The organism is Octadecabacter sp. B2R22 (assembly GCF_018861045.1).
Taxonomy (GTDB): Bacteria; Pseudomonadota; Alphaproteobacteria; order Rhodobacterales; family Rhodobacteraceae; genus Octadecabacter.
In genome coordinates, this window is the sequence record NZ_JAHKQJ010000007.1 from 1,283,514 (window position 1) to 1,298,247 (window position 14,734).

At 55.5% G+C, this 14,734-nt stretch carries 16 protein-coding genes; 2 read left to right on the plus strand and 14 right to left on the minus strand.

The window, feature by feature from the left end; genetic code table 11:
* Window positions 1-27 precede the first annotated feature (27 nt).
* From KO486_RS11825 to KO486_RS11855, 7 genes are read right to left on the minus strand one after another with little or no spacing between them, the layout of a single operon-like run.
* Window positions 28-1,029 (minus strand): endonuclease/exonuclease/phosphatase family protein, encoded by a 1,002-nt coding sequence (locus KO486_RS11825; RefSeq protein WP_216037424.1) that lies wholly within the window; start codon window positions 1,027-1,029, stop codon window positions 28-30.
* Window positions 1,026-1,709, minus strand: coding sequence for a molecular chaperone DjiA (locus KO486_RS11830; protein WP_216037425.1), 684 nt, complete (start codon window positions 1,707-1,709; stop codon window positions 1,026-1,028). Before KO486_RS11830 ends, KO486_RS11825 begins: the two co-directional genes overlap by 4 nt.
* 31 nt (window positions 1,710-1,740) lie before the next feature.
* Window positions 1,741-2,217 (minus strand): GNAT family N-acetyltransferase, encoded by a 477-nt coding sequence (locus KO486_RS11835; RefSeq protein ID WP_216037426.1) that lies wholly within the window; start codon window positions 2,215-2,217, stop codon window positions 1,741-1,743.
* Window positions 2,214-2,810, minus strand: coding sequence for a VOC family protein (locus KO486_RS11840; protein ID WP_216037427.1), 597 nt, complete (start codon window positions 2,808-2,810; stop codon window positions 2,214-2,216). The genes KO486_RS11835 and KO486_RS11840 overlap by 4 nt, the downstream gene beginning before the upstream one ends.
* A 10-nt stretch (window positions 2,811-2,820) precedes the next feature.
* A complete protein-coding gene (locus tag KO486_RS11845; RefSeq protein ID WP_303435516.1) occupies window positions 2,821-3,303 on the minus strand; it encodes an MAPEG family protein in 483 nt (160 codons plus the stop codon).
* Window positions 3,300-5,426, minus strand: a complete 2,127-nt coding sequence (gene scpA / locus KO486_RS11850; protein WP_216037428.1) for a methylmalonyl-CoA mutase — start codon at window positions 5,424-5,426, stop codon at window positions 3,300-3,302. The genes KO486_RS11845 and scpA overlap by 4 nt, the downstream gene beginning before the upstream one ends.
* On the minus strand, window positions 5,386-6,339 hold the full coding sequence (locus tag KO486_RS11855; RefSeq protein ID WP_216037429.1) for a hypothetical protein: 954 nt from the start codon (window positions 6,337-6,339) through the stop codon (window positions 5,386-5,388). Before KO486_RS11855 ends, scpA begins: the two co-directional genes overlap by 41 nt.
* 253 nt (window positions 6,340-6,592) lie before the next feature.
* On the opposite strand from KO486_RS11855, the gene KO486_RS11860 reads away from it, so the two are divergent.
* Window positions 6,593-7,060 carry a DUF4174 domain-containing protein gene (locus KO486_RS11860; RefSeq protein WP_216037430.1) on the plus strand — a complete coding sequence of 156 codons (468 nt, stop codon included), beginning with the start codon at window positions 6,593-6,595 and terminating at the stop codon, window positions 7,058-7,060.
* Window positions 7,061-7,064: 4 nt separating this feature from the next.
* On the opposite strand, the gene KO486_RS11865 is transcribed toward KO486_RS11860, so the two are convergent.
* From KO486_RS11865 to KO486_RS11895, 7 genes are all read right to left on the minus strand, one after another.
* Window positions 7,065-7,832 carry a hypothetical protein gene (locus KO486_RS11865; protein ID WP_216037431.1) on the minus strand — a complete coding sequence of 256 codons (768 nt, stop codon included), beginning with the start codon at window positions 7,830-7,832 and terminating at the stop codon, window positions 7,065-7,067.
* 49 nt (window positions 7,833-7,881) lie between these two features.
* On the minus strand, window positions 7,882-9,927 hold the full coding sequence (locus tag KO486_RS11870) for an acetyl/propionyl/methylcrotonyl-CoA carboxylase subunit alpha (RefSeq protein ID WP_216037432.1): 2,046 nt from the start codon (window positions 9,925-9,927) through the stop codon (window positions 7,882-7,884).
* An 89-nt stretch (window positions 9,928-10,016) separates the two neighbouring features.
* Window positions 10,017-10,220: a hypothetical protein gene (locus tag KO486_RS11875; protein ID WP_216037433.1), complete on the minus strand. Its 204-nt coding sequence runs from the start codon at window positions 10,218-10,220 to the stop codon at window positions 10,017-10,019.
* 346 nt (window positions 10,221-10,566) lie between these two features.
* Entirely contained in the window at window positions 10,567-10,938 is a 372-nt protein-coding gene (locus tag KO486_RS11880) for a hypothetical protein (RefSeq protein WP_216037434.1), read from the minus strand.
* A gap of 66 nt (window positions 10,939-11,004) precedes the next feature.
* On the minus strand, window positions 11,005-11,157 hold the full coding sequence (locus tag KO486_RS11885) for a hypothetical protein (protein WP_216037435.1): 153 nt from the start codon (window positions 11,155-11,157) through the stop codon (window positions 11,005-11,007).
* A 217-nt stretch (window positions 11,158-11,374) separates the two neighbouring features.
* Window positions 11,375-11,761: a DUF6497 family protein gene (locus KO486_RS11890; RefSeq protein WP_216037436.1), complete on the minus strand. Its 387-nt coding sequence runs from the start codon at window positions 11,759-11,761 to the stop codon at window positions 11,375-11,377.
* Window positions 11,762-11,768: 7 nt separating this feature from the next.
* Window positions 11,769-13,301, minus strand: coding sequence for an acyl-CoA carboxylase subunit beta (locus tag KO486_RS11895; RefSeq protein ID WP_216037437.1), 1,533 nt, complete (start codon window positions 13,299-13,301; stop codon window positions 11,769-11,771).
* 183 nt (window positions 13,302-13,484) lie between these two features.
* Between KO486_RS11895 and KO486_RS11900 the strand changes: the two genes are divergently transcribed.
* Window positions 13,485-14,720, plus strand: a complete 1,236-nt coding sequence (locus KO486_RS11900) for a multidrug effflux MFS transporter (protein ID WP_216037438.1) — start codon at window positions 13,485-13,487, stop codon at window positions 14,718-14,720.
* The last annotated feature ends 14 nt before the right edge of the window (window positions 14,721-14,734 follow it).

Below are 14,734 nucleotides of genomic sequence, written 5' to 3' on the forward strand. Positions count from 1 at the left end.
TATAGGGTTCTTTGGGCGTTTCTCAAATCAAACCGTCAGATCAAGAACGACGGGGAAATGATCTGACGCCGTCAGCAGCGCGGCACAAAGTTCTTTGTCATTGAAACACTCGGCATGATCAAAGGGGTGATAAATCGTCCACTCCGCCCCCATGTCGCGCACGGATTGCGAGACCATGATATAATCAAGCAACGCGGAAAGATAACTCCCTTCCCGATGGTTTTGGAACCGTGCTGTGATCGGCGTTGCACCGATCCGCTGGGACAAAGCCATTCGTGCGTGTGGGTCAAACAGCTGTTCCCCAGCTCCCTCGCCCAAGACAATCTCAACCCCCGAGCGCCCGAACAGTTTTTCGTATTCGTCCAACCCAGGCCCGTCGTTGAAATCCCCCAAGACGACGACATTGTCGCCCGCCGCCAAATGCGCTTCGACGCGGCGACGCAGCCAAATACACTGGGCCAGCTGCTTGCGGCGGTTTTCGATCGAAATGCGCATAACGGCGGCATCGTTGCGCGCGCCATGGGGTGCTTTGGATTTGGCATGCACACCGATCAGCCGGAATTCTGTTCCGTCTTTGTGTTTTACCCCCAATTCAAGGGGCGGTTTGGACCATCGCACCGGATCAGGGTGGGAATCCACATCCAGATCCATCTTGATCGTTCCATCAAAAAACGGCGCACCATCTTCGCGGGGATCATGGCGCACGCTCAAAACGTCTGGGTCGTACAAGAACAGAATTTCTTGTTGCGTGTCATTGATATAGCCGATGATAGCTTTACGCGTGCGCAAGCCGAAACGCGCCGCAAACCCTTCTAGGGCCGCAACACCATCGCGCCGCGCATGGGAATCCGGCCCTTCGATGACCATGATCCCATCGACGTCCAATGCGGAAAAGACTTTACCGATTGCAGCAATCTGATCTCTGCGTTTTACATCCCAACGACCGGACCAACCGCCATCATCCAGCAAGGTCCCCTCATCATTGAAAAGGTGCGAAAACCATTCAACGTTATAAGTTGCCAGCCTCACGCCGCACGCTCATTGATTTCATCCCACGCGAGGTTGATCGCAATCATTCTCTTCTCGGCGAGCTTCACAGCTTCTTCGGGGACACCACGCGCCATCATCTGATCTGGGTGTGTCTCACGCACCAGTTTGCGCCAGGCACGCCTAATTTCAGTCATCTCTGCATCGGGGGTCACACCCAAAACATCATATGGGTCACGGTCTGCATCTGGAACAAATTGCGCCCGCAGCCGCTTAAACCGCACATCATCCATCCCAAATATCGCGGCAACTTGCGTTAAGAACTGATCCTCATTGGGATGGTAGTGGCCGTCTGCCAATGCAATGTGGAACAACCCTTCCAATAATTCACACAAGGGGGCCGCGTCATCATCACCATACATCGCCTTGATTTTGCGTGCATAATCCTCATATCCGGCGACATCAGTACGCGCGAGGTTGAACAAACGACCCGCGTTTTTCTCTTCACCTTCGGGAATGGTAAATACTTCTCGAAAGGCCGTGACTTCGTCCTTAGTGACCTGCCCATCCGCCTTGGCCATCTTTGCGCCAAGGGCAATGACGGCAATTGCAAACGCGACCGATCTTTCCGGCGGCGTGCGCAATTTGGCAAATACGTCCGACAGGCTATCGCCTGCGGTAAGAGACGACACAGCGTCAGTAATGCGAGTCCAGAGTGACATAACGTGACCTTACCCAAACCGAACGAGGATGTCAGAGCCGTTTTTGCATCAAGACAAGGTCCATCCAACGTTCGAACTTCCGGCCCACTTGAGGGAGAACCGCGACCTGTTCAAACCCCAGAGCCGCATGGAATGCAACACCCGCCGCGTTCTCGCCGCTGACGCCCGCCCAAAGCGAATGCACTTGCCGCGCACGGGCATGCTCCATAGCAGCCAGCATCAACGCCCGACCCGCGCCCTGCCCCTTTGCGTCAGGCGCAAGGATAATGGTGTGTTCCATTGTATGGCGATACCCGACGCCCCCGCGAAACTGATCGTAAGTCACAAAGCCAATAACCTCTCCGGCGACTTCAGCCACAAGAAAACACGGCCGCGCGGCGATCATCTCGGCCACGTCATCCGCCGATTTGGGAACCGAATTAAACGTCACAACCGTGTCGAGTATCTGCGGAGACCAAAACGCCGCAATCGCAGCGCCGTCGTTTTGCGTTGCAGGCCGGATAATCATAACGTCACCACTTTGTCGCGATGGCGAAACTGCGCAGACAATGAAATTTCATCGTCCTTACGAAACCTCACGCGGTCATCGGTCAATACGCCTTCAAGTTCGGCAGCGATTGTTTCGGCCAATGGGTGTCGAACAGTCAGCTCTTCAAGAACCACCCCTGTGGAGGGCAACAACTCTCCGGGCGGGACGTCCGTATCCCACGACAACACCGTCGGAAACCCGCCTCCCATTGGCAAAGTCCCATCAGGCGGCACGCCCATATCCCAGCGCAGATCGCCACGTTGCATCGGGACGCGCTGCATTCCGTGCACCAACAACGGGTCCAATACTGAGGGCTCACAAATCCAGTTGGCCAACCGTGGTGGGCCGCTGAAATTATCCAGATTGAACCACCGTGGAACGGAACATTTAGCGTCGGGATCAATGGCAATCACTTCAAGGTAGATTGACCCCGCCAAACCCAACAGCTTGTTGTGCGTTCCATAGCGTTCATGTTTGCCACCGTTCAGAAACGTGACACCCAATCGTTCCTCGGCCCACGCGACACCCTCATCCAGCGTTTCCGCCGCAATTGCCAAGTGGTCCAGCTTCATCGTCTGTTCCTTAGTTTATCCAAATCCAGACGGCCCAGAATGCGCCGAATATCGTTGGATAGAAACTCGCCGCAAAACCAAACGCGCGCAAGGGTGGTGAGACGTGATAGCCAATCCAAAACAAAACCCGTGCTACGGCCATCCCGACACCAAGCGCAATGACGGACACGCCGCCAAGGCTAAAACCGACAAACGGCCAAACAAGCAATGCCAGCACCATCTGTTCAACGGTATTGCTTAACACGCGCTGATCGATGTCCCCGCCGCTTTCTGGCAAAAACGGGTCACCATCAATGATATCCCGATCAAAGAACCGCCGCGCGGCAAGCGCACCGATCATCATCGCCATTACGGCACCGGGAATGAGAAACGCGGCTGGGAACGCGAGTGCTGGCGGTACGAACGGCAAACCCATCCGCAACGGCAACACCACAATCGCGGCAGCCCAAACCGCGCCAAGCGCCATCCCAATCAGGATGAGCGCCCGTTTCACCCCTTCGCGTCGCGAATGAGGCGCAGAATGTCCTGCGCCGCCTTCGGGATATTGGTGCCAGGTCCAAAGATCGCTTTTACGCCCGCATTTTTCAGGAAGTCATAATCTTGCTGCGGGATGACCCCGCCACAGATAACCAGAATATCCTCTGCGTCCGCGGCCTTCAAAGCTTCGATCAGTTTCGGAGCAAGCGTCTTATGCCCAGCCGCCTGCGATGAAATACCGATGACGTGCACATCGTTATCAACGGCGTCTTGCGCGGCTTCTTCCGGTGTTTGGAACAACGGGCCGACGTCCACATCGAAACCGATGTCGGCAAACGCAGTCGCGATGACTTTCGCGCCGCGATCGTGGCCATCTTGGCCCATCTTCACAACCAACATACGCGGGCGACGCCCCTCGGCTTCGGCGAAGTCTTCAACGTCCTTCTGGATCGCGGCAAAGCCTTCGTCGCCTTCATATGCGGCGCCGTAAACACCAGCCAGTGTTTTGACTTCCGCACGGTGACGTCCAAACTCTTTTTCCATAGCCATGCTGATTTCTCCAACCGTTGCACGATGGCGGGCCGCTTCGATAGCGGCTTCCAAAAGGTTGCCCCCTTCACGGGCGCGGCGTTCAACTTCGGCCAAGGCCGCGTCACACGCGGCCTGATCACGGGTGGACCGGATTTGAGCCAACCGCGCGACCTGCGCTTCGCGCACCGCGACGTTATCAACATCAAGAATGTCGATCGGGTCTTCTTTGTCCAAACGATACTTGTTCACGCCAACGATCACTTCGTCACCACGATCGATCATCGCCTGTCGTTTGGCCGCAGATTCTTCGATCCGCAGTTTCGGCATGCCGGACGCCACGGCCTTTGTCATGCCGCCCATTTCTTCGACTTCTTCGATGATCTTCCAGGCTTCTTCCGCAAGATCAGACGTCAGTTTTTCAACATAATAAGACCCAGCCAATGGATCGACTACGTTGGTCACGCCGGTTTCTTCTTGCAAAATCAGCTGGGTGTTACGCGCAATGCGTGAACTGAATTCAGTCGGCAAAGCGATCGCTTCGTCCAAGGCGTTGGTGTGCAGGGACTGGGTTCCGCCCAGAACGGCCGCCATTGCTTCATAAGCGGTGCGCACGACGTTGTTGTAGGGGTCTTGTTCTTGCAGGGACACGCCAGAAGTCTGGCAGTGTGTCCGCAGCATGGATGACTTTTCGGATTTCGGTTCGAACTCCGCCATAATACGGGACCACAACAGACGCGCGGCCCGCAGTTTTGCAGCTTCCATGAAGAAGTTCATGCCAATGGCAAAGAAGAACGACAGACGCGGTGCGAATTTGTCCACGTCCATGCCGCGCGCAATCGCGGTGCGCACGTATTCGCGCCCGTCCGCCAGCGTAAAGGCAAGTTCCTGCACCAAGTTCGCACCGGCTTCTTGCATGTGATAGCCGGAGATCGAGATCGAGTTGAACTTCGGCATCTCATTGGCTGTGTATTCAATAATATCCGCGACCAGCTGCATCGATGGCTCTGGCGGATACACGTAGGTGTTGCGCACCATGAATTCTTTCAGAATATCATTCTGAATGGTCCCCGACAGAACCGAACGATCATGGCCCTGCTCTTCGCCCGCGACGATAAAGTTCGCCAAAATCGGGATAACGGCCCCGTTCATCGTCATCGACACACTGACCTTATCCAGTGGAATGCCGTCAAACAGGATTTTCATATCCTCAACGCTGTCAATCGCGACGCCTGCCTTGCCAACGTCACCAACCACACGTTCGTGGTCACTGTCGTAGCCACGGTGTGTGGCCAAATCGAAGGCAACAGACACGCCCTGCTGACCTGCAGCCAGTGCTTTGCGGTAAAATGCGTTGGATTCTTCAGCTGTGGAAAAGCCCGCATATTGGCGGATCGTCCATGGGCGCCCAGCATACATCGTCGCCTTCACGCCGCGCGTGAACGGTGCTTCACCCGGAAGCGAACCAAGATGGTCAACGCCAGCCAAATCGTCGGCTCCGTAAACCGGTTGAACATCAATCCCTTCGATGGTGTTCCATGTCAGGTCATCTAGTGGTCGCCCACGTAGTTCAGCTTGCGCCTGTTCGGCCCAGTCCTTCTTCGATCCCATTTTGTCGTCCTCTCAATGGCACCGCGTATTTTACGCTGGTGCGGGTCACGTCAGCCCTGTCAGGCCGAATTTCAGGCATTGTTTGCCCGTTAACTTGTGCGGCTTTCGAACTTGGAGTGGGCGTTGGCCGCCCATCTACGAAAGCCGCCATTCCTTGTGCGCCACTCGCCAACCAAGCAAGGTCGCGGCGATATTCAGCCCGTAAAACCGCCGTCTGCTCATCGTCAAAAGGCATCCAATGCGCCCCCGTTTCCAACGGGCCACCCTCAATCGGCGCCTCGCCCCGGAGCGCTAGAATTTCGTTCATCTGCCACACGTTACAGCTGCGGCTATGCCACGCATCGCCCCCATCAAGCCCGCGACAATCGCCCCCCCACAGCACACCAAGTTGGCGTGCGGGCGATCCTGCCATGCGTTCAAACGGCCAGACGAACAGGTCTGCGTCAGGGAACGTCAGGGAAATATCTCGAATGACGTGGCGCCAGCGGCGCGGTTGGGTCGTCAAGAAATCGAGGAGATCGACGCTCGGGGTCGGCGCACCACGCGTGACCAGCCGCGACAGGCACGACGTCCAATAGGCCTCGTAGCTGCGGATGCCAAACCCGATGCGCAGCTTGCGCCCCTCGAACGCGGGCTTAAAGCGCATCAAACGTTCGCTCAGCAAAGGATAAAGCCGCGTGTCAGAGACATTGCCCCGCATAGACCCGATAAGGTTCTCTTCGCTGATTAAAAGACCATTTTGGCCAGCGCGGTCCAGCCGTTCGATTTCGACCCTCATCCGGCCAATAGATCGAACCGCTTTGCGTTCATCCTCAAGCGTGATCGAGGCGGGATGCCGCACCATGCCCGCCATCAGCCCATCACGTGTGCGCTTGGGCGTCCAGCTTGTGAGGCCGCGTTGGGCCAGCCGCACGCGGTTGCTCCAAAGATACTTTTGAAACGATGTCGAGGCGCTTCTGTGCGCCCCAAGATGTAGCATGACGTCCATTGACCAGCGCCCCCATTGGATGAAACTGGACCGTGCGATTGCGCAGTCCTGACGTTTCCCAATGCAATGGGCTGTGTTCCTGACCATATGGTTAATGCTAAAAATGTCATGGTCTTGGGTCGATTGCCCCTTAGTCTTTGGGTCCAGTGCACCTATATCGTAATCAAAGGGGAGCAGAATGGTCCGACTATTAGCCTTATTATCATTGGTCTTATGGGCCTCGGCGGGCACCGCACAAGACGACGTTGAACCCGGCGTTCTAGACCAGTGGAATGCCGATAAAACGCTCTCATTTGATGCAATTTCTGCGGATATTAACGACTTTGTCTGGGTCGCACGCCCTGTTGTCGTCTTTGCGGACAGCCCCAATGACCCGCGCTTCATCCAGCAAATGGAGCTGCTGCGCGATCGTGCGGACGATCTTGCGGAGCGCGATGTTGTCATTTTGACGGACACCGACCCTGATGCACAAAGCGCGCTGCGCATGCGATTGCGCCCGCGCGGGTTTATGCTGGTCATCATCGGCAAGGACGGTGAGGTCGAACTGCGCAAACCTGCCCCTTGGACCGTGCGTGAAATCACCCGTTCCATCGACAAGATGCCACTTCGGCAACAAGAAATCGAAGACAGACGCGCAGAACCGTAATCCATCACGCCTGCCCTCCGGCCCAGTTGACGCCATCAGTCTTACGCAGTCGGCGAAGGTGTCGATTATAGCGATGAGTCAAATGCTTGCGTTCTTCGGGATCAAACACATCAGGTCGCGGTGTCTTCGCCTTTCGGGCGTTGATTTTCCCGTCCGGAACAACAACCTGATCGGCGTCTAACCCTGTGATCGCAGCACAAATCTGCACGGTCTGTGCTTCAAGATCTTCCTGCTGCCAAAGCAACATAGGTGAATCTGGCCATATTTTTGCGACATCGCGAACCACTTCGGGCCAACCGCGCCGACTGTCTAACAAGGTGTCTCTCGCGGTCTCTCGCGGAGGCGCGCTCTTGCCGACCTGTGGTAGATAATGAAACGCAGAGGTCCAGACCGCCCCATAGTCGCGCACGCCCATCGCGATGCGGTCGGGCGATTGTGGTAACAGGCTATCATAGGCTGCAAGACGCTGAGCGACATCGCCATAAAACACACCCGAACGAAAGTTATTGCCCATAGAGCCCATCAGGTTCTCTTCGGACAAAACCAGAGTGTTGACCCCGCGTGCGCGTTCGGCAGCCGCATCTTCTGTGATCTGAGACGCCAAGGCGTCCAAGGCAACAGCAGCCGCCTTATCGATAGGCTCGGCATCGTCATCCAGGCGCCGCGTGGTTGCTTGAAACCCTTCGGTATCTCGCAATCGCCGCGGCCCCCAAATGGCAACACCACAATCCGGATGTGCCGCAATCGTCGCCGTAATCGTGCGTTCAACCATGGTTGATCCGGTGCGATGGGCGCCAATATGCAGCACAAGGTCCAAAGGGTTACTCGAATTCCATAATCACATCATCAACGGACAGGCTGTCGCCCGCGGCCGCATTGATCTTCGTGACCGTGGCTTTCTTCTCGGCGCGCAAGATGTTTTCCATCTTCATTGCCTCGACAGTGCACAGAACCTGGCCATCTTCGACCTCGTCGCCAACTTCGACATCAACCTTCACGATCAATCCCGGCATTGGGCACAGCAACATCTTGGATGTGTCCGGCGGCAATTTTTCTGGCATCAAGGCGGCCATATCGGCCTGCAAACGCGAACGTACAAACACCTTTAGGTCGGCACCACGATTGCGAATACGGAACCCATGCGTTGCTTTGCCCACTTTAAGAACCAATGGCTCGCCATCGACGGACATGGACGCAATGCTCATGCCTGGGGTCCAAGTGCCCTCAACCCGCAGTGTTGTCCCATCGTTGAATGCGACGTCCGCCCCATTTTGATCGGCATCCAACACCACTTCATGTTCAACACCCTGCAACGTCACAACGGCTTTGTTGTCCACGTGGCGGGTATGATTATCCATACGGCCCGTAACACGCGTGCGACGGATTTCAGCGACGCGGTGCATTGCTGCACAAGTGGCTGCGATCCGTTTGATCTCACCGTCAGGCAGCGTGACACCTTCGAACCCTTCGGGGTATTCTTCCTCGATAAAGGCGGTTGTCATGTTACCGGACGTGAATTTCTCGTGGTCATACACGGCGGACAGGAATGGGATGTTGTGGCCGATGCCCTCAACCTCAAACGTATCCAAGGCCACGCGCATTTCTTCGATCGCTTCGGCACGGGTCGGTGCCCATGTGCAGAGCTTGGCAATCATCGGGTCATAATACATGGAGATCTCGCCCCCATCATAAACGCCCGTGTCATTGCGCACGGCATGTTTGCCTTCTGGCGCATCGCCCTGCCATTTGCCATTGGTAACCAATGGGCCCGCCGCAACTTCGGATGGCGGACGGTACGTGGTCAAACGGCCAATGGACGGCAAGAAACCACGATATGGGTCTTCGGCGTAAAGGCGGCTTTCCATCGCCCAGCCTGTCAAAGTCACATCCTTCTGCGCGAGGCTGAGCTTTTCGCCGTAGGCAACGCGGATCATCTGTTCGACCAGATCAACACCTGTGATCAGCTCAGTCACAGGGTGTTCCACCTGCAAACGTGTGTTCATCTCGAGGAAGTAGAAATTGCGATCCCCATCAACGATGAATTCCACAGTACCCGCAGATGCATAATCAACAGCCTTGGCCAGCGCGACGGACTGTTCGCCCATGGCTTTACGGGTCGCCTCATCCAAGAACGGGCTTGGCGCTTCTTCGATGACCTTTTGCTGACGGCGCTGGATCGAACATTCGCGCTCGCCTAGATAGATACCGTTGCCGTGGCTGTCGCACAAAACCTGAATTTCGATGTGACGTGGCTGGGTGACAAATTTCTCGATGAAAATCCGGTCATCCCCAAAAGAGTTCGCCGCTTCGTTCTTGGAGGACTGGAACCCTTCGCGGGCACCATCATCATCCCATGCAATCCGCATGCCCTTACCACCGCCACCAGCAGAGGCTTTGATCATCACAGGATAGCCGATCTGTTGACTGATCTTCACAGCTTCTTCGGCGTCCTCGATCAGGCCCATATGGCCCGGAACAGTGCTTACATCCGCATCTTGGGCAATCTTCTTGGACGTAATCTTATCGCCCATTTTTTCAATCGCGCCCTTAGGTGGCCCGATAAAGGCAACGCCTGCGGCTTCAAGTGCTTCTGCGAACTTGGAATTCTCAGACAAGAACCCATACCCCGGGTGCACAGCTTCGGCGCCGGTCTGTTTGATGGCGTCCATGATCTTGTCGATCACGATATAGGATTGATTTGCTGGGGGCGGACCAATGTGTACCGCTTCGTCCGCCATTTTGACGTGCAACGCATTGCGGTCCGCATCAGAATAAACGGCAACGGTTTTGATGCCCATCTTACGTGCTGTCTTAATGACGCGGCAGGCGATCTCACCTCGGTTGGCGATCAGAATTTTCTTGAACATTGGTAGCCCCTTAGAATGCAAAACCGCCGCACAGGGTCATCCCTGAGCGGCGGTCATTAGTCGTGATTGCCCCGAAAGGCGTTGTTAGATTAGCGGCAGACGCTGGTAACTTCGTCGCAAAGCGCGCCAGCCGCGCCACCAACGAGTGCCCCAGTGACAGGATCGACACCTGTTGCGTCTGCGAGAACTGCACCTGCGGCAGCGCCGGCAAGGCCGCGTTCAAGGTCGTTGTCGAGACATGCCGAAAGCGACGCAATGGCGCCAACAGCGAGAATAAGACGGATATGTTGCATAGGTTACTGCCCTTATTTTGCTTTGTATTATAAGGCGCAGAATCTGCCCTTTGCGCAGTTAACACAAGCGTTTTTTGCGCACACAAGCGTGAACGGCGCAAATCCCCCGTCACACATTGCAATAAGAGTGTCGGTCTGAACCCAAAGGGATCAGACCGACGAGGGGAAGGGTAACGGTATTGACAATTTAAGCCGTCCAGATTGCTGGGCTGTCCGGCTACAAGTTGAGATTTGCACAAGCGATCCGACCTGTCATTCGACTTCTGCGCGGGGGGCGTAGATTGGGCCATTTCCCGCCAAAGTTGCAAAACAGTCGGCCAAAAACCGCGCATGTGAGGGCTTACCATCATGACTGCCCCGGCGCCCAATCAGGGCGAAAAATCTCTGGAAAGGATTGTTCGGTGCGTTTTAGATCGAGCTTTAGCAGTGCGTCATAGCTCTCGGGATCAAAGGGATCCTCTGCTGGGATGACCTCACGCCCGAAGACGAAGTTCAATCGCCCTGCATCCAGATTGCCGCGCTCAAACGGCTGATCCCCGAAGTGTTCTTTCAGGGCCCACATAAACCCTTCGTCCGCACGGCGATCGGCCGGACGACGGTCCGCATAGCGTTCGCGTTGGAACAGCTTGGGAGGCAGACCCTTTTTGACGGGACGCCGGATTGTGAACTGAAAATCGGAGCTCGGAAGGCGGCTTGGAAATCCGCGGTGCTTTTCCATCACGCAGCCCCCCGAGAAACGGACGCGTGAGTTGGGACAGGCGTCGCCGCCTGCCCCGAACGTCGATTAGTTGTACTTGCCGGTGAAAGTCGGCTCGATCGTGACTGGAACCGGGTCAACGACCACGAATTCTTCGACGTCACTTGCGTTGTTCGCGCCACATGCTGCCATAACGGCAAGCAGGGACACGGCAAAAAGGCTCTTGATGCTCTTAGACATGTTTGTCTCCTGTCTCTGTTTTCCACACGAGTTGGACCGGCATTGCGTCGGTTCCCCCGTGCATTTTGAGGGTAGGCCACTTGGGTGTAACCTCGTGGAAAACTACAAGAACGGCGGCGCAAAAGATACGATCCGGAAATCGACGCCCAAGCCTGTGACTCAGCCGCTACAAAACCCCCATTGGGTGAGCTTTGCCGCGCAACATATTGTGGATGCATCAATATTCCTCCCAGATACAGGTGTCATTTTCGGGCCGAAAAATCTCGAAAAACTGCAAAACGTCAGGATTATCTTCACCAAATGGAATATCCATTGCTGACATCGACAGCACGATTTGACGTGGCTCTAGGCCATTTGCGCCCAACACAGGCATGACTTGTTCGTCGCAAACAACCTGAAAATCATTCGCGACATCCATGTACGTAAACGCATCGCCGATTTGCGGCGCCAGGAACCGGAACCGCACAATGTCTCCGTCCATCTCCGAGATGAACTCGAGAAAAGACAACGCCTGCCCAGATGGCACTTGAATGCCATCTGCCGCAGCAACCGATGTGGTTGAGATCAAGAAACCACAAATCAATCCAAAAATTGCTGCGGGCATTTGAGGATTAAAGTGGGATATTGTCATGCTTCTTCCAAGGCATCTGCGCCTGTTTTCCGCGCAAACCGGCAAAGGCACGGCACAAACGACGACGCGTGTTGCGTGGTGTAATCACCTCGTCGATGAAACCACGTTCCGCTGCAACAAATGGGTTCGCAAAACGGTCCTCATAGTCTTTGGTATGAGCCGCCGTCTTTTCAGGGTCATCAAGATCAGCGCGGTGGATAATCTCCGTTGCGCCCTTGGCCCCCATCACAGCGATCTCGGCCGTTGGCCACGCGTAGTTCAAATCACCCTTCATGTGTTTGGACGACATAACAACGTAAGCCCCGCCGTAAGCCTTGCGGGTAATGACTGTGACTTTTGGCACCGTCGCTTCGCCATAGGCGAACAACAGTTTCGCGCCATGTTTGATTACGCCGTTATATTCCTGCGTCACGCCCGGCAAGAAGCCTGGAACATCCACAAGGGTCAGGATCGGAATTTCGAAAGCATCACAGAACCGCACAAACCGAGACGCCTTACGCGCGCTATCGATATCCAGAACGCCCGCAAGAACCATTGGCTGGTTGGCCACAACGCCAACAGTCTGCCCTTCAAGGCGAATGAACCCTGTCAGCATATTGCCCGCGAAATCCGCCTGAATTTCATAGAAGTCGCCTTCATCGGCGACTTTATGGATCAGCTCTTTCATGTCGTACGGCTGGTTCGGGTTGTCAGGGATCAACGTATCAAGGCTCTCCTCGACGCGATCAACCTCATCAAAGAATGGGCGTACTGGCGGCTTCTGACGGTTATTAAGCGGCAAGAAGTCAAACAAGCGGCGCACTTCGGCGATCGCTTCGACGTCGTTTTCAAACGCACCATCAGCAACAGAGGACTTTTTGGTATGCGTGCTCGCCCCACCCAATTCCTCGGCGGTAACAACCTCATTGGTCACGGTTTTAACAACGTCTGGACCGGTGACAAACATGTAGGAGCTGTCTTTAACCATGAAGATAAAGTCGGTCATCGCAGGCGAGTAAACCGCGCCACCCGCACATGGCCCCATAATCAAGCTGATCTGCGGCACAACGCCGGATGCCATAATATTGCGTTGGAAAATGTCGCCGTATCCGCCGAGCGCGTCGACACCTTCCTGAATACGCGCACCGCCGGAATCGTTGATCCCGATGATCGGCGCGCCGTTTTGCATCGCCATGTCCATGATTTTAACGATCTTAGCAGCGTGCGTCGCCGAAACCGATCCACCCAGTACCGTAAAGTCCTGTGCGTAAACATAGGTTTGGCGCCCGTTGATCGTGCCCCACCCTGTAACAACGCCATCCCCTGCAGGGCGCGTCTTTTCCATACCGAAATCGATGCTACGGTGGGAAACGAACGTGTCGTATTCCTCAAAGGACCCTTCATCCAACAGCAAATCAATGCGTTCGCGTGCCGTCAGTTTCCCTTTGGCGTGCTGACTGTCGATGCGTTTCTGCCCACCGCCCATGCGCGCTGCTTCGCGACGGGTTTCAAGCTCTTTAAGGATGTCTGTCATGGAATTGTCCCTTTAATTTGACGCGTAAACTAACCTCTTTCGGGCTGAGTTCCGAGTCTCATTCCGCAAATTTGCAAAATTCGTGATTAGCAAGCTATCGAAATTGCAAACCTGCAAAATTTGCACCACGTGTTTCTTTCGCAAGCCATAGACCTTTCCAAAGGACAGGCATAGGTATTCATCATGTCAAAAGCCGCAAACTCCGCACCGATTGTCCGTTTTCTGGACCGCACAACTCCGCCCCATATCGCGACCTTGATCCTCATGGCCGGCGTCGGGGCATTGTCGTTGAACGTGTTCCTACCCTCGCTGCCCTCAATGGCCGAGCATTTCGGCGTTGAGTATGGCCTAATACAGCTGTCGGTCTCGGCCTATCTGGCAACAACAGCCATCGTCCAAATCTTGATCGGGCCAATTTCGGATCGCTATGGCCGCAGACCTGTCGTCCTTGGTACGGTCGCAATCTTTACCCTCGCCAGCCTCGGCGCTGTGCTTGCGCCAAACTTCACGGTGTTCTTGATTTGCCGCCTACTCCAAACAGCGATCGCAACGGCATTTGCCATCAGCCGTGCGGTCGTGCGCGATATGGTTCCTCAGGATCAGGCGGCATCGATGATCGGATACGTGACAATGGGCATGTCGATCGTGCCCATGCTGGGGCCAGCAGCAGGCGGCGTTCTTGACGAGGTCTTTGGCTGGCAGGCGTCTTTCTTGCTGCTTGCAGGCAGTGGATTTCTTCTGTTGCTGCTGTGCTTCTTCGATCAAGGCGAGACGTTTACCAAACGTGAAGGCGGATTTGCAGCGCAGGTCCGTGAATACCCTGACCTGCTGACGTCGCAGAGGTTCTGGGCTTACTGTCTGGCCGCCGCATTCTCATCAGGCGCCTTCTTTGCATACCTTGGGGGCGCACCCTTCGTCGGCTCCGAGGTCTTCAAACTCGACCCATCACAACTTGGCATCTACTTTGGCGCGCCGGCTGTAGGCTATTTGGTTGGCAATGGCGTGTCCGGGCGTTTTTCGGTGCGGATCGGTGTCAACAAAATGGTCCTGTACGGGGCCGTGATAACAGCCATTGGTATGGCGCTTTTGCTTTTGAGTGACTTGGCTGGCTTTGTTCATCCCCTTGTTTTCTTTGGCTTCATGATCTTCATCGGGCTGGGCAACGGCATCCTTCTACCAAACGCAAATGCTGGGATGCTTTCGGTGCGCCCCGCCCTTGCGGGGTCCGCAGCAGGTCTTGGCGGCGCGTTCATGATCGGTGGCGGGGCTGCATTGTCCGTAATCGCAGGATTCATTCTGGGCCCTGAAACCGGCGCACGCCCACTGATCGTGTTGATGTTATTGACCACGCTGGCATCTGTTGTCTGCGGCATTTGGGGGATCAGGCGCGCGCGTCGTGTCGCTGCCGAAATCCTCTAGCCCTCGACTCGTGA